The sequence below is a fragment of the Sphingobacterium sp. HJSM2_6 genome (genome assembly GCF_049316305.1).
In the GTDB taxonomy this organism is placed as follows: domain Bacteria; phylum Bacteroidota; class Bacteroidia; order Sphingobacteriales; family Sphingobacteriaceae; genus Sphingobacterium.
This window is the reverse complement of record NZ_JBMOXB010000009.1, coordinates 1-17139: the sequence shown is the minus strand read 5'-3', so window position 1 is coordinate 17139 and position 17139 is coordinate 1. Positions and strand designations below refer to the sequence as shown.

Below are 17139 nucleotides of genomic sequence, written 5' to 3'. Positions count from 1 at the left end.
TGTGATGGGTATTTTTCTTACATTTATACAATAATCACCCGAATTTAATTGAGAAAGGAATTTAATGGAAGCAAAATTTTCACCCCGGGTCAAAGATGTTATCTCGTATAGTCGTGAGGAAGCATTGCGTCTAAGGCATGATTATATAGGGACTGAACATTTATTACTTGGACTTATCCGTGAGGGCGATGGTGTAGCGATCAAAATATTGAAGAATTTAGGAATAGATATGGTCGCGGTGCGCCAATCGGTGGAGGATGCAGTAATGGGTTCTTCGGTTTCTAGATCTCCAATAAGCAATATGCCATTGACAAAACAGGCGGAAAAAGTCTTAAAAATCACGTATCTAGAGGCTAAAATATTTAAAAGCGATATTATTGGTACAGAACATTTATTATTGGCGATTTTGCGCGATGAGGAAAATATTGCCTCGCAGATCTTGCAACAATATAATGTAACCTATAATGTCTTTAAAGCAGAGGTAGAACAAAGTAACGCTGGAATTACGGATGAAGCTTCAAATTCACCTTCTGGTGGCGATGAAGATTATAGTGAAGAAGAATCACAATTTACTTCTCCAAAGAAAGTTTCGGATATCAAATCGAAAACACCAGTATTAGATAATTTTGGTCGCGATTTGACTAAAGCTGCTGAAGAAGGTAAATTAGATCCGATAGTAGGTCGTGAAAAAGAGATTGAGCGTGTGTCTCAAATCTTATCTAGAAGAAAGAAAAACAACCCAATCTTAATTGGTGAACCTGGAGTCGGTAAATCTGCTATTGCAGAAGGACTGGCTTTGCGTATCATTCAAAGGAAGGTTTCGAGAGTATTATTCAATAAACGGGTAGTGACGTTAGATTTAGCTTCATTAGTTGCGGGTACAAAATACCGTGGACAATTTGAGGAGCGTATGAAAGCGGTCATGAATGAATTGGAAAAATCTCCGGATGTTATTTTATTCATCGATGAAATTCATACCATCGTTGGAGCTGGTGGTGCTTCGGGTTCTTTGGACGCTTCAAATATGTTCAAACCGGCTTTAGCACGTGGAGAAATCCAATGTATCGGAGCAACTACTTTAGATGAATATCGTCAGTACATTGAAAAAGATGGGGCTTTGGATCGTAGATTTCAGAAAGTTACGGTAGAGCCAACCACTTATGATGATACCATCGAAATCCTTAATCGTATTAAAGATAAATACGAGGAACATCATAATGTCACTTATACGCCAGAAGCGATTGAGGCTTGTGTGTCTTTGACCACAAGGTACATTACGGATCGTTTTCTTCCGGATAAGGCTATTGATGCCTTGGATGAGTCTGGTTCTCGGGTACACTTAAATAATATTCATGTTCCTCAAAGTATCATCGATATTGAAGAAAAAATCGAGGAAGTTAAATTAGAGAAAAATAAAGTTGTTCGTTCTCAAAAATATGAGGAGGCAGCGAAACTTCGTGATACGGAAAAGAAATTAATTGAAGAGTTAGAAAGAGAGAAAACTGCTTGGGAAGCGGACACCAAAAACACAAGGTATACTGTATCGGAAGATAATGTTGCTGAAGTGGTGTCAATGATGACAGGAATTCCTGTTCAGCGTGTAAGCCAATCGGATAGTCAGAAATTGCTTAACATGGGTGATTCCATGAAGGGTAGGATTATCGGACAGGATGATGCCGTTCAAAAGTTGGTTAAAGCAATTCAACGTACTCGAGCAGGATTGAAAGATCCTAAAAAACCTATCGGTTCCTTTATATTTTTAGGTCCTACTGGGGTTGGTAAAACTGAGTTGGCGAAAGAATTAGCTCGCTTTATGTTCGATTCTGAAGATGCTTTGATTCAAATTGACATGAGTGAGTATATGGAGAAATTTGCGGTATCTCGTTTAGTAGGTGCGCCTCCAGGATATGTAGGGTATGAAGAAGGTGGTCAATTGACCGAGAAAGTTCGTCGTAAGCCATATTCAGTTATATTATTGGATGAAATTGAAAAAGCGCATCCCGATGTTTTTAACTTATTATTGCAGGTACTGGATGAAGGTCAATTAACGGATAGTTTGGGTCGTAAAGTAGACTTTAGAAATACCATCATTATCATGACTTCCAATATTGGTGCGAGACAGCTTAAAGAGTTTGGTCAAGGGGTTGGGTTTACAACTGCAGCGAAAGAAAATCAAGCCGATTCGCATTCTAGAGGAGTGATAGAAACAGCATTAAAACGTGCTTTTGCTCCTGAGTTTTTGAATCGTATTGACGATGTGATTGTATTTAATTCATTGACAAAGGATCATATTTTCAAAATCATTGATATTGAATTGAAATCTTTGTTTACTCGAATAGAGGGCTTAGGTCATCCTATTGATTTGACGGAAAAAGCAAAAGAATATATTGCTGAAAAAGGTTACGATAGTAATTTTGGTGCTCGTCCATTAAAACGTGCTATTCAAAAGTATTTGGAAGATCCGATTGCAGAAGAAATTCTCAAAGGTGAAATGAAAGCTGGTGATGTCATTCACGTAGATTTCGATGATGAAAAAAGTGAGATTAGTGTCTCATCAAAAAAAGCGAATAAAAAAGATGATTCTTCTTTAGCATCTGATGTAAAAGATAATAAGAAGAAAGACTAGATAGTTTTTCATGAATAGAAAAAGGAGGCTGATTTCAGCCTCCTTTTTTGATTTATCAGGTTGACTTGTTGTTGCTAAGCTATATATGCTATTCCAAATGTATTCGAATGAATTGTGATATATATCACTTTCCATGTTGATGTACTTCACTCAATTGAAATCAACAAAGGCTTAATTTTGTCTTAAAATAATTATTTTCTTAAGGATGAGAGTGATAGCTTATAACATATTAGGTACAGAGAAAGAGTATTTAGCGAAAGCTAATGCGAAAGTTCATGATCTAACTTTTATCTCTAATGGGTTGAACTTAAGTACAGTTCACTTTGCCGCTGGAAAAGAGTGCGTTATTATTTCTGAAAGAGATCATTTAGATAGAACCTTATTGAATGAACTCTTCAAATTAGGCGTAAAAAGTATCGTTACTCGTTCTAAATCAATAGATCACATTGATGTGGAATTTGCTGGACAATTAAAAATGCACATCGCAAATACTCCTTTAGAAAATAATCCTCAAGAAATTGCAACAAGAACAATACAAAATTTGACACAATGGATGGTTGGTGGTTGTGCAGGTGAAGCATGCCAATGTAGGATGGATTGTGTTAATAAAGTAATGAAAGGCTAATATGGAAGTAGAACATAGCAATAAATTAATAAATAAATATAATGTGGCGGCTCCCCGCTATACTAGTTATCCAACAGTTCCATTTTGGGATAATGAAACGTTTAATAGCGTAAATTGGGAATCTCGTGTTGCGGCACAGTACGCTTCTTCTAAAGACAATGGAATTAGTATTTATATTCATTTGCCATTCTGTGAAAGCTTGTGTACGTATTGTGGTTGTAATACGAGAATTACGAAAAACCACAGTGTAGAAGACCCTTATATACAATCTGTATTGAAAGAATGGGCTATGTATAAATCAATTTTGGGGGAGGAATCTATTAAAATTGCAGAAATACATCTAGGAGGAGGGACTCCAACCTTTTTTGAAGCACATAATTTAGCCTATTTAATTGAAGGAATATTGGCTGGGAATGAAAAATCGCAAGATGCGACTTTTTCTTTTGAAGCACACCCTGCAAATACAACGCGTCAGCATTTAGAGACCTTATACCAATTGGGATTTACACGTCTGAGTTTGGGCATTCAGGATTTTGATGATCAGGTTCAATTTGTGATCAATCGTCATCAAACAGTAGCAGATGTACAACGTGTGATGGCAGATGCGAGAGAAATTGGCTATGATTCCATCAATTTTGATTTAATTTATGGCCTACCGAAGCAAACGATGTCCTCGGTAGAAATGACTATTAAACATGCACTTCAACTAGATCCTGATCGTATATCTTTTTACAGTTACGCGCATGTTCCTTGGATAAAGCCAGGTCAAAGACGCTTTACAGAGCATGATTTGCCAGTAGGGGAAGAAAAATTGAATTTGTATACCTTAGGTAAGACTATGATTCAAGCTGCAGGATTTGAAGATGTGGGTATGGATCATTTTTCAAAAGTGAATGATGAGTTATATCAAGCAGCAATTGAGGGACGTTTACACCGAAATTTTATGGGCTATGCAGATCGTTATACGCCATTGTTGATAGGTTTAGGTGTTTCGTCCATCAGCGATAGTTGGACTGCCTTTGCTCAAAATGTGAAAACGGTTGAGGAGTACCATGCCATCATTGCAGAAAATAAGTTGCCTGTAATTAAAGGACACTTATTGACCGATGAGGATTTGGTGGTGCGTCAATACATATTAAATATGATGTGCCGTGGGCATGTTGATTTAATTCCTGCTATGGAAATTAACGAAGGAATATTAGAACGATTGGAATGTTTTGTTGCCGATAAATTCATCAGTATTGATGGAAATTCAGTAGAGATTACCGCATTAGGGAAGTCATTTTTACGAAATGTTTGTATGGCTTTCGATGTTCGCTTGCAATATAGCAAAGAACGTGAAGGCTTGTTTAGTCAGGCGATTTAATTAGTCTATAAGAATTATGGCGAACCAAGAAGGAATTAAGGTAGAAAGCACCTGTTATCATTGTGGGGATCATATGGAGGAAAGTTCTTATGTTCTTCATCAGCATAGCTTTTGTTGTTTAGGCTGTCAAACCGTTTATCAAATATTAAATGATAATAACCTTACAAGCTATTATAAATACAATACACATCCCGGTAAATCACAACGTTTGCAAAAAGAAGATTTATCCTATTTGGATGAACCAAAAATTATAGAAAAACTAGTTGATTATCAGGATGACGAAAAGATTATTATTACCTTTTATATTCCAGCCATCCATTGTAGTTCATGTATCTGGTTATTAGAAAATCTCTATAAACTGCATGATGGAGTGAAATCCTCTCAAGTAGATTTCATGAAGAAGTTAGTTAGTATTACCTTCAACAAAAATGAACTTAGTTTACGGGCTTTAGTGAGTTTGCTTCATCAAATCGGTTATGATCCTAAAATTACATTACAGGATGTCGTAAAAGAAAGTAAAAAGATAAATCAAGGGAAATTAATAGCAAAAATTACTGTTGCTGGTTTTTGTTTTGGAAACTCGATGATGATTTCTTTTCCAGAGTATTTCGGGATGGCGGAGTTTGAAAAACAATATGCCACTTTATTTGGCTATATGAATTTAGCTTTCGGTATTCCTGTGTTATTTTATAGTGCATCCGATTATTTCAAATCTGCCTACCTGAGTTTAAAACAAAAGCGATTAAACTTGGATGTACCCTTGGCATTGGGGATTTTCGTATTGTTTTTCCGTTCCTCTTTCGAGATATTAAGTCAGACTGGAGCTGGATTTATGGATACCTTATGCAGCTTAGTTTTTTTTATTTTAATTGGTAAATGGGTGCAGCAAAAAACCTATTACCATATTTCATTTGAAAGAGATTATCGGTCATACTTTCCAGTTGCTGTCACGGTTTTAGAAGATAAGGGAGAACGAGCAACCCAATTGTCCGATTTGCAAATTGGTGATCGTATTTTAGTTCGTAATAATGAAATAATTCCTGCAGATGCAATCCTATTAAAAGGCAATGCTTCCGTAGACTTTAGTTTTGTTACGGGGGAAAGTAAACCCGTAGAAAAGGTATTGGGAGAAGTCCTGTATGCTGGCGGAAGACAAATGGGCGAAGCGATCGAATTAGAAGTCGTAAAAGCAGTATCCCAAAGTTATTTGACTAAGCTTTGGAACAATGAGAGTTTCAAAGATTACAATAAACAATTTGATACCTTCGTCGGCTATATTAGCAAATACTTTACGATAGGCTTATTACTAATTGCTGTAAGCGCTGGTTTATTTTGGATAGTTGGAGCAGATAGCAATCGAGCATGGGCTGCATTTACAGCAGTACTGATCATAGCCTGTCCATGTGCATTAGCCTTAAGCTCTCCATTCACGCTATCTGCCGCGCTGAGTATATTCGATAAAAATAAATTTTACATTAAAAATACAGCGGCTATCGAGCAGATGGCAGCTATAGACACCCTCATTTTTGATAAAACAGGAACGATCTCTTCGCCGAATGCATCCACGATATATTTTGAAGGAAATTTAGACGCTTTCGATAAATGCCTATTAAGCGCAATATGCCGCAATTCAAGTCATCCCTTAAGTCGAGAAATCCTTAAATGGATAGGTGAAATTGATCAGCAATTACTCATTACGGATTATCAAGAATTTATAGGGCAGGGGCAAATGGGGAAATATCAAGACTTTGAACTATTTGTTGGTAGCGCAAGTTTTGTTGGTACAGAAAGTGCTATTACAGATGGTTCGGTAGTTTACTTTCGGATTAACCAAAAGATTAAAGGATATTTTACCTTCGAACAATCTTGGCGATTGGGATTAGCTCAAGTCATTAATGATTTTAAAGCAGATAATTACCAGATGCATTTAATCTCTGGAGACAATGATCGAAGAGCTGATTCGTTAAAATTGATTTTTCCCAACAACTCGCACTTATTATTTAATCAAACCCCTTCAGATAAGTTGGAAAGGATTACCTGGTGGCAACGCGAAGGGAAGAAAGTATGTATGTTTGGAGATGGATTGAATGATGCCGGTGCATTACGCATGGCAGATTTAGGAGTCGCCGTTTCGGATGATATTAATAACTTTTCACCCGGTTGTGACGCAATATTAGATGGCGAATCTTTTGAAAAATTACCTCGTTTTTTTCAATTCAGTAAGGACGCCTTAAAAGTCATTAAGATTAGTTTTGTAATTTCTATTTTATATAATATAATTGGTTTGAGCTTTGCCGTTCAAGGGACCATGTCGCCCTTATTTGCAGCCATATTGATGCCGATTAGTACAGTCACAATTATATCTTTTACTAGCCTGATGACTAGGTATTATGCCCATCGTCGGAAGTTAATTTAATTTATATTATGGATATCATATTTATGTTAATTGGATGTAGTTTTATCATTGCTTTATTTTTTCTGTTAGCTTTCTTTTGGGCGAGTAAAAATGGACAGCATGAAGATACCTATACCCCATCTGTTCGTATTCTTTTTGATGATGAATTGAAAAGTGGAACTAAAAAAGATAAAAAAGCTTGAAAAAAGCCTTTTAATAACAGTTTTTTTACTTAATTCATACGCTATTCGTACTAAGCTTGCTTATCTTTGGCGAGTATGTTTCGAATATTACATTTCCTAGCCATTTTTAGCTACCTCAACGTTCTATGTTTTGAGGTGAAATGTAGTGAGCTTCTTGGTTATCAACGTGTTTCTTCCAATGAGACATTTGTTGAAGTCGTTTTAGAAGAAGTGCTAAACTTTCAGCATGAAGGTGGAGAAAAAAATATCCCTCTTATTATTTATGATGAGTATAGAATCTTTTCACTTTTACTTGCTGTAGTTCCATTAGTACTCATATTTACTTGGTTATTAAGTCGATTTGTATTTTTACAAAAATCCGTAAAACATCCGGTTTATTTATCAAAGACCAATTGTCTGCCAAGCTATTACGAATTCCTATATCGGTATAGACCATTCTAATTTTCCTTCTAGAAAATCTGAACCTTATTTTATCACTTGCTTAGCAGCATATACCTGCTAACCAACCTGTGTTTTGTCATAAATATTCACACTTTACCACTAATAATAATTTATCATGAAAATTAATTCATTATTGTTCCCTGTTCTAGGGTACAGTTTGCTATTTGCATCATGCACCGTAAATAGTAATGAAAGGAAGGAAGACGCTACTCCAAAAGTCGTTCCTGTGACCAACCTAATTCAAAAAGATACTGTAATTTTTAAGGAATATATTGCAGATATTCAATCCTTAAAAAATGTAGAATTACGCTCTAGACTTTCAGGTTTTTTAAATAAAATCTATGTCGATGAGGGTGTTAGCGTAAAAAAGGGCCAAGTTTTATTTTCCATTGTAGACGATGAATACAAGGCAGATTATGCGCAAGCTCAAGCTTCATTGAATACCACCATTGCGGAAGTTAAAAAAGTAGAGTTAGAATTAGAAAGGACTAAAAAATTATTAGATAAAAATATAGTAAGTAAATCAGAATATGATTTATTGCAAGTTCAATTAAGAGCTGCAGAATCCAAAGTAAAGGAAGCCGAAGCAATATCTAATCAAGCCAAAACCAAATTAGCTAATACACAAATTCGTGCTCCTTTTGATGGTCGTATAGATCGTTTACATTTGAAAGAAGGATCTTTATTAGAAGAGGGTTCTTTGTTGACGAGTATCTCTGATCAAGCGATGGTAAATGTTTATTTTGATATTTCTGAAACGGAATATTTAAATATGGTTTCTGAATCTAATTTTGACAAAAATACCTTCAGGAAAGAAGTTAAATTGGTTCTAGCAAACGGTCAATTATATCCATTGACTGCCGAGGCAGAATTAGTGGAAAGTGAATTTGAAGCCAGTACAGGTTCTATTTCACTACGTGCACGTTTCAATAATCCCGATGGCATGTTGAAACATGGGGCTACGGGTAGAATAGCAGTCCCTACACAAACTGGAAATCTTTTAATGGTACACCAAAAGTCAGTGTTTGAAATTCAAGACAAGGCATATGTCTATACCTTGAGTGGAGATACCGTAAAAATGACTCCTTTTAAAAATGGACAACGTGTAGGTCATTTTTATGTGGTTGAAGATGGCTTGCCAAATGATTCTAAAGTTGTTTATGAAGGCGTTCAATCCTTACGTGATGGAATGATTGTACAACCTAAATTATTAAATAACTAATAAGGAGTAATTTCATGTTTGAACAATATATTAAGCGACCAGTATTATCGCTGGTCATATCCATTTTTATAACCTTACTGGGTTTATTGGCCTTGTTTACATTGCCAATTACCCAATTCCCAGATATCGTACCTCCCTCTGTGGTGGTGACAGCGAATTATACGGGTGCCAATGCCGAAGTGAGTACCAATGCCGTAGCCATTCCATTGGAACGTGCAATAAATGGTGTTGCTGGGATGACTTATATGAACTCTGTTTCTACCAACAACGGTACGACGTTAATTCAAGTGTTTTTTAAAGTCGGTGTAGATCCAGATATTGCTGCTGTAAACGTACAAAATAGGGTAACAACCGTATTGGATGAATTGCCCGAAGAGGTAATTAAAGCGGGGGTAACGACAGAAAAAGAGGTGAATAGTATGTTAATGTACTTGAACCTTTATACCGATGATGAAACAGCCGATGAGCGATTCATATATAATTTTACAGACATCAATATTTTAAAGGAATTAAAACGTATTGAGGGTGTAGGATTTGCGCAAATTATGGGTATGAAAGATTACGCCATGCGTATATGGGTAAAACCAGATCGACTTTCGGCCTATTCCATATCTACGGAAGAACTTGTAGCAGCATTAAGAAAGCAAAATATTGAAGCAGCTCCTGGACAAACAGGTATTAGTTCGGATAAAACCGTGAATATGCAGCAATATGTACTTCGGTATCCAGGAAAATTTACTGAAGTCAGTGAATATGAAAATGTGCCTATACGTGCTAATGTCGATGGATCTATCATTCGGATCAAAGATGTGGCTGATGTGGAATTCGGATCATTAGATTATGAGATGGTTTCCAAAACAGATGGTCGTCCTTCGGCATCCATCATGTTAAAACAATTACCTGGGTCCAATGCGCAAGAAGTTATTCAGCGTGTTAAGGATAGAATGGAAGAACTAAAAGGTTCTACATTCCCTGCAGGAATGACCTATACCATGGGTTATGATGTTTCTAGATTCTTGAACGCATCAATTTCCAGTGTATTAATCACCTTGATCGAAGCATTTATTTTGGTGTTTTTAGTAGTTTTTATATTCTTACAAGATTTTAGAGCTACGGTAATTCCAATTTTAGCCGTACCTGTGTGTTTAATAGGTTCATTATTCTTTATGCAGATGATGGGTTTCTCCATCAATCTATTAACCTTATTTGCCTTAGTCCTAGCGATAGGTATTGTGGTCGATAATGGTATTGTCGTCGTCGAGGCGGTGTATGCTAAAATGGAAGAAGAACATTTACCTCCTATGGAAGCTACTCTAGCGGCAATGAAAGAAGTAGGGTCGGCAGTAATTGCCATTACCTTGGTGATGTCAGCCGTATTCGTACCGGTAGCCTTTCTATCAGGTCCAGTCGGTATTTTCTACAGGCAGTTCTCGTTAACTTTAGCAGCTGCTATTGTCATTTCAGGAATTAACGCATTGACACTTACCCCTGCATTATGTGCCATTATTTTAAGGTCACCTCACGACAAGAAACCCGGAAATGGTGTATTAGATAAATTCTTTAGCGGATTTAATAATGTATATAACCGCATAAGTGGAGGGTATAAAAATACCTTGACAAAAATAGCCGGTCGCCGTATTATCACCTTACTTGCCTTGGTAGTCATGTTCATCGCGACTTGGGGATCTGCGTCTATATTACCATCTGGATTTATACCTACGGAAGATCAGGGAATGATTTATGTGGCAGTTACGACACCTCCGGGAGCAACGGTGGATCGTACAGAAACAGTATTGAATGAGGTCGATCAAATAGCACGTAGTCTAGATGTTGTAGAGACCGTTTCTATTTTGGCGGGATACAGTATTGTGACTGAGGTTTCTGGTGCTTCGTACGGTATGGGGATGATCAATCTAAAACCTTGGGACGATCGGGAAGAATCGGTGGATGATGTCATGCGCGTTTTACGGGAGAAAACGTCCCATATCGCAGATGCAACCATCGAATATTTTCCACCACCTACAGTGCCCGGATTTGGTAATTCATCCGGATTTGAATTAAGACTTTTAGATCGTAGTGGAAATGAAGACTTAGCACAAACAAATGTGATTGTGAAAGAATTCATCGCAAAGCTTAATCAAGATGAAGTTATTGAAAATACCAGTTCAACTTTTGACGTGAATTTCCCTCAATATTTGTTGGAAATTGATTATGATTTGGCAGCCAAAAAAGGGATATCGGTAGAAAATTCCATGAGCACATTACAAACCCTATTAGGTAGCCAGTATGCCACTAACTTCATTCGTTATGGGCAGATGTATAAAGTAATGGTTCAATCGGATGCATTTTCTCGGAAAAAACCAGAGGATGTGTTAAACCTATACGTCAAAACCGAAACAGGAGAGATGGTGCCTTATTCCTCATTTATGACGATGAAGCGCGTATATGGTCCTGAGCAAATCACTCGATATAATATGTTTACGTCTGCTATGATCACGGGGCAAGCAGCGCCTGGATTTAGTTCTGGACAAGCTATTGAAGCAGTAGAACGTATCGCAAAGGATCTACCCCAAGGTTATGAAATCGAATGGTCAGGAATGACCAGGGAACAGAAAATTTCTGGAAACCAAGCAGCATATATCTTTTTATTGTGTTTAGTCTTTGTATATCTTTTACTAGCAGCTCAATATGAGAGTTTCTTACTTCCTATGCCAGTGATATTATGTTTGCCAGCGGGATTATTTGGTGCATTTTTCTTTTTAAAGATATTTGGCTTGGAAAATAACATCTATGCACAGGTGTCTTTAGTCATGCTAATTGGTCTATTGGGTAAAAATGCCATTCTAATTGTAGAATATGCCAACCTTAAGCGCAAGCAAGGTATGGACGTTTTGGAAGCGTCGATTGAAGGTGCTGTAGCGCGTCTAAGACCTATCTTAATGACTTCATTTGCATTTGCTGCAGGTTTAATTCCATTAATGTTGGCATCTGGTGCAGGGGCGATCGGTAATAGAACTATCGGAACTGCTGCAGTAGGGGGAATGGTGATTGGTACGGTGTTGGGTGTTTTGGTAATTCCTGGATTGGTGGTGTTATTTTCAAAAAGGGCGAAGAAAAAGAAAATTGCGCAAGCAACATCTGTAATTGCCTTGTTTTTATTATTCTCCTCTTGTTCTACTCCGCAAAAGACCATAACAAAAGAATTGTCTACTACTGTAAGCACAGACGCTTCAAAATTTATGTTGGATAGTTTGAGTATTGCAAATTTAGGTTGGAAAGAAGTTTTTAGTGATCAGCAATTAATTTCCTTAATTGATGAAGCTTTAGCGAATAATCGCGATATCAAACAAGCATTGCATCGCATAGAAGCATCTCAAGCCCAATTTAGATTCCGTAAATCGGCATTATTTCCCACGTTAGAAGCTGCGGTAGAAGGCGGATTACGGAAATATGGTCATTACACAGAATCGGGTATAGGAAATTATGATTCTAATTTTTCGGATAATTTAAAATCTGATGAAAAAATTCCTGAGCCATTTATTCCAGATTATTTTGTTGGCGTGCGCTCTTCATGGGAAATTGATCTTTGGGGAAAGCTAAGAAATAGGAGAGAAGCAGCTTTCCATCAATTGATGTCTGAATCTGAAATGAAAAGGTTAATTGAAACGGAAATAATTTCAAATATCGCAGCTGCTTATTATGAATTAATAAGCCTTGATGAAAAGGTGTTGGTCTATGAAGAAAATATCAAACTTCATGAACGTGCTTTGGAAATCATTGAAGCTCAAAAGGAGGCAGGAAGGTCTGATGAGTTAGCCGTTCAACAATTCAAATCTATATTAGCCGAATCAAAAGCAAATCGTGCTACTGCATTTCAAGATATCTTAAATTTTGAACATCAAATCAATGGACTATTGGGTCGAGTTTATCAACCTATCGCTCGAAATATCAATACGATTAATAAGGAGGTGCTATTTGCCAACCTTTCGGTAGGATCTTTAGCGGATTTGTTGAATAATAGATTGGATATTCGGATGGCTGGATTAGCGTTGAAAGCTGACTTTCATGATTTGGAAGCTTCCAGGTTATCCTTCTTACCCTCGGTAGCGATTAGCCCATATTTAGGCTTACAATCGTTTAGCTTCGATAAATTGTTCAGCCTAGATAAATCCGTTACTTACGGTTTATTTGGAGGAATAAGCATGCCGATCTTCAAACAAAGAGAGTTAAAATCGCAATACGAAATCATGAAAGCTACTTATGGCATTAGTTTTTTAGCGTATGAGAAAGTGGTATTGAAGGCGGTAAATGAAGTTTCATTGGCATTGAATACCCAAGATGCGATTATGCAACGCGAAATCCATGTTCAAGATCAGGCTCAAGCCCTTAATTTATCGATTGCAGCAGCAGAGGAATTGTTTATTGCAGGTAGGGTATCTTATTTGGATATTATTACTGCGCAGAAAGGAAGAATTGCCGCTCAGGTAGCTGAAGTGGATATTAATAAAGAAAAAATCCAAAACCAAATTGTACTATACAAAGTACTTGGTGGTGGGTGGAACTAACCTTGGAGGGTTGGTGATAAAAGGGAGCGAAAGCTCCCTTTTTTATTAAAAGTATTTTTTTTTGGATTAGTATTTTTTTCGATTGAGGTTTATAATTGGGATATCTATTTTAATTCCAGCACTCTTTTGCCATAGATTCAAGCGATCTTGTTTTGTGTTAAAATCTTCATTCAACACAACGCTTGTACCTAAGAATAATACAAATGGAGATTTTGGAATATGCCATATTGCGCTAATCCCTGGATTAATAACTTGCCTGAAATTGATGTCATCATTTTTTGTTTCAGGATTTGCAGCCCATAAATATTGGCTGACTAAATTCCCTAAATCTATAGCTTTTATGAAAAGTGAAAAATTTTTAATGCTTAAATTAATACCTACTGGAGCAGTAATTCCATAAATTCCTCCATTTTTATATTTTGTAGAATCATTTCCTTTATAACATAGGTGTCCACCATATACCCCGACATATCCATTTAAATCAATGCTAAAATTCCTTTTTCTTTTATTTATATAAGACGTTGGAGGCAAGACATTTTTATCTATCGCAGATGCTAAAGATTTAGCATCTGTACTGTTATTAATGTCAGTGAAAAAAGTAGCTATTTTCATTATATTATTAAAGGGATCTACATTTTTGTCTTTGTTAGCGAATTTTAAATTTCCTAATATAGGGTCATTGAAAATTTCTAAGGGGTTTTCACTTAGTTTAAGTATTAAATTAACCAGTTGTAAGTGTTCTTTTGTTATTGGATTTTTTTTATTTAGTTCAAATAATTTAGCTATTAACACTTGCGTGTGTTTAATTTTTAAATGATTTAGAGCAGATGAATCCTTAAATTCTTTTAAATTTTTTAGGTAATAATTAGTGTATTTCAATTCGTTTCTTATGGAATCTAAATGGCTTATTTTACTTGTATCGATGTACACATTTCCTTGTTTGAAAATTATACTAGCTGATTTTAAATTGAACGTGTTTTTTAACGACAGATTAGCAATTCCTGGAATCTTGGAGTCAAATTTAATCGACTGCTCTGTTATACTTAATTTAATATCGTTATCTGAAATGTAGTTTTTTAGAAAGTCTAATGTGTTCTTTACCACTTGATCAAAATTTTTATTATATACATTTTCATAGATTGGTATAATTTTCTTTAGGATTTCTAAATCTTTTTTAAAACTTTCATCTAAAGCAAAGTTGCTGTATACATTCTCTAAAACCTTTTCCAAGTTTTTCCATAAGGAAGGTGCCAAAATATCATTAGGGTTTATTTTTTCAGTTCGGTTGGCTAATTTATCAAACTGAGATAAGGTCATTAGTAAAGAGCTGATCGATTTTAATTGCTTTTCGAGGATATCAGTTTTTATCATTTTATCATCGTAATTGTATTTTGATATTAATTGGGAGTATACATTTGAATTATATTTGAGGGATAGCAGCGTTTTAAAAACCTCCCATTGGTCTAAACTAATGTTAGATAGTTCCTCAAATCCTAGTAACCTATATTTTGCTGTATTATCGATTAAATCAATTGTGAAAAATTCATTGGTTACCATATAAAGGAAATGGAATATTAAGTGGGAATTATTTTTTTCATCGAATGAGGTATTCAATTGAAAATGCTTAATAATATCTCGGTATGTATATTGTGAATGAACAAGACTTAAAAGTTCACTCCCAATTTTTATTAGTTCTTTTGTGTTTTTTAAATTTTTGCCTTGAAGATAATGTTGATTGATCCAGGGACTATTCAACAGGTGATCAGGCAGATTAATGAAATCGTCTGCCATAGCTCTTCTTAACGAAATATTAAAATCGGTTAGTACCTCAGATGGATTGTCGTAAATGAATTTACTGGTAGATGGAAATGCATCTAACACAATTGGATCACTTATCCTTTCTTTGAGATTATCCATAAACCATATTAATGCTTCTCGTTTTGCTCTATTGGCCAAAAAGATAGCTAATGCATTGATTAAGTCAGATTCTGATGGCAGTGAAAAGGAAGAACGCGTAGATTGTTCTGCTGATTGAATGATACTATTAATCTGGATTTGTTGGGTGATTTGCTCGGTTGATAAATTGTCAGGTAATTTATACATGGCCCCGGAGTATTCACTTTGCGTCATTTGATCCAAGATCTTTTTACTAAAAATCCTAACGGCATTTCCTTTATCTATTTCTATAGTATCAATTTTTTGATCAATGTTTACAATTTTTTTAGATTGATTTGATAAATATGAGTTCTTATTTATGATTTCTTTGATATGCTGGACAAACTCCAAATTTGTCAAATTGGAAGTGGTATCAATTAAATTAAATGATTTTTGAATTAAATTGATCGTGTCACTTGATATTTTTTTGGCGAGTTTATTAGTGATTTTTATCCATTCACTTTGGAGTGAATTAATATCGCTGTTTTGTTGTTTTATTAAGTCATCAAACTTATCTATGTTTTTTAATACTTCATTGTATTTATCTATAGAATCTCTAATTATCTTCTTTTTATTTTCTTCATCCTTAATTGAATTTATATAGGCAAATAACTGGATATACTCTTTTTCAAATTCTGTTTTTTTTGAGGATTGAATTATTAGATTTTCGGTCAAAATAGTAAAAGGAATGTTATTTTCTAAGGAATGATGGATGGAGGTTTCAATATTTTGTAGATCATTTTTTTGCACGACATTTACCAATTCTTTAAGGTATTTATTAGAATTTAATTTCGACAATTTCAGGGAATCTGTTCCAACTAGGCCCATTAATCGATTGAATAGTTGTTTTTTAATTGGCATAGACAATCGATGACTTGTTATGTATTTACTTAATTCCAATAGATTATAGATCTTTAATTCATCTTTGGGATATATACTATTATCTTCACTATCTTGTTTTTTTGGAGCATCATTTGAATTTTGAGCATATATGGTATCTGCTACCATAAAACTTAAAAAAACACAAAGGAGCTTGTGGATGAATGATTTCATACTAGTTAGTTAGTTGGTTTGAATTTATAGTTAATAATATTTAAATGTAAAGATTGTTTTCTAACTCGCATATACCCTAAATGTGGTATTTTGTAATGTAGGTTATTATTAACCAATAGGTTTTGAATGGAGTTATGGTTTAATGGTCCTCTACCTTAAAGAGATTTCTCAAGTTTATCCAACCAAAACAATTCTTCGTAATGTGATGCTTATGTTGTTGGTCTGATACAGGTAGTATATAAGACGGGTTCAATATTGTTGTATCCTAGGTTTTTCGTCGGATCTTGTTCGCTGATTTTCGGTGAACATCCGAGTGATGTCCGACCAAGATCCGAAGGAGATCCATTGCTGTAATTAATAAATGCTTGTTAGCGATATTATATGGGTAGTTGTTTTATATAATATAGGTAATACAATTTTTTCGTTGATAAGCTAACTGGCTTTCAGGTTTTGTGCCATGTTAGCCTATTGTATTATAGCTAGTGTAGAAATTACGATTATAAGGATTCAACGGATGGTAAAGAACTGGAGGATGCAAAGCGCCTAGCAGTTTATACGAATGCAAGAGGCTTTAAAGAAGGATATCGTCCTTGAATAGGCCATTTATGGCCTATTTTGTCTTAAGAGCAGCTATTTTAAAAAATTTATTCATCAAAGGCACAGGCAGTTGCGGTTTAGGGATAAAAAATGTTGTGGCTAAGTCTTGGA

9 protein-coding genes are annotated in these 17139 nt (G+C 35.4%); 8 read left to right on the top strand and 1 reads right to left on the bottom strand.

Going from position 1 to position 17139, the window contains the following annotated elements; all coding sequences use genetic code 11:
• Positions 1-64 precede the first annotated feature (64 nt).
• The 8 genes from ACFRAE_RS09410 (at position 65) to ACFRAE_RS09375 (ending at position 13443) form a co-directional block, all read left to right on the top strand.
• A complete protein-coding gene (locus ACFRAE_RS09410) occupies positions 65-2626 on the top strand; it encodes an ATP-dependent Clp protease ATP-binding subunit (protein ID WP_422796895.1) in 2562 nt (853 codons plus the stop codon).
• A gap of 205 nt (positions 2627-2831) precedes the next feature.
• Positions 2832-3251, top strand: a complete 420-nt coding sequence (locus tag ACFRAE_RS09405; protein ID WP_422796894.1) for a lactate dehydrogenase — start codon at positions 2832-2834, stop codon at positions 3249-3251.
• A 1-nt stretch (position 3252) separates the two neighbouring features.
• Complete coding sequence (gene hemN, locus ACFRAE_RS09400) at positions 3253-4617, top strand: oxygen-independent coproporphyrinogen III oxidase (protein WP_422796893.1); 1365 nt, start codon at positions 3253-3255, stop codon at positions 4615-4617.
• 16 nt (positions 4618-4633) lie between these two features.
• Positions 4634-7033, top strand: coding sequence for a heavy metal translocating P-type ATPase (locus ACFRAE_RS09395; RefSeq protein ID WP_422796892.1), 2400 nt, complete (start codon positions 4634-4636; stop codon positions 7031-7033).
• Between the two features lie 8 nt (positions 7034-7041).
• Positions 7042-7215 carry a cbb3-type cytochrome oxidase assembly protein CcoS gene (gene ccoS, locus ACFRAE_RS09390; RefSeq protein ID WP_422796891.1) on the top strand — a complete coding sequence of 58 codons (174 nt, stop codon included), beginning with the start codon at positions 7042-7044 and terminating at the stop codon, positions 7213-7215.
• Between the two features lie 75 nt (positions 7216-7290).
• Complete coding sequence (locus ACFRAE_RS09385; protein WP_422796890.1) at positions 7291-7656, top strand: hypothetical protein; 366 nt, start codon at positions 7291-7293, stop codon at positions 7654-7656.
• A 115-nt stretch (positions 7657-7771) separates the two neighbouring features.
• Positions 7772-8878, top strand: a complete 1107-nt coding sequence (locus ACFRAE_RS09380) for an efflux RND transporter periplasmic adaptor subunit (protein ID WP_422796889.1) — start codon at positions 7772-7774, stop codon at positions 8876-8878.
• Positions 8879-8892: 14 nt separating this feature from the next.
• Positions 8893-13443: an efflux RND transporter permease subunit gene (locus ACFRAE_RS09375; RefSeq protein ID WP_422796888.1), complete on the top strand. Its 4551-nt coding sequence runs from the start codon at positions 8893-8895 to the stop codon at positions 13441-13443.
• Positions 13444-13509: 66 nt separating this feature from the next.
• On the opposite strand, the gene ACFRAE_RS09370 is transcribed toward ACFRAE_RS09375, so the two are convergent.
• On the bottom strand, positions 13510-16278 hold the full coding sequence (locus ACFRAE_RS09370) for a hypothetical protein (protein WP_422796887.1): 2769 nt from the start codon (positions 16276-16278) through the stop codon (positions 13510-13512).
• Between the last annotated feature and the right edge of the window lie 861 nt (positions 16279-17139).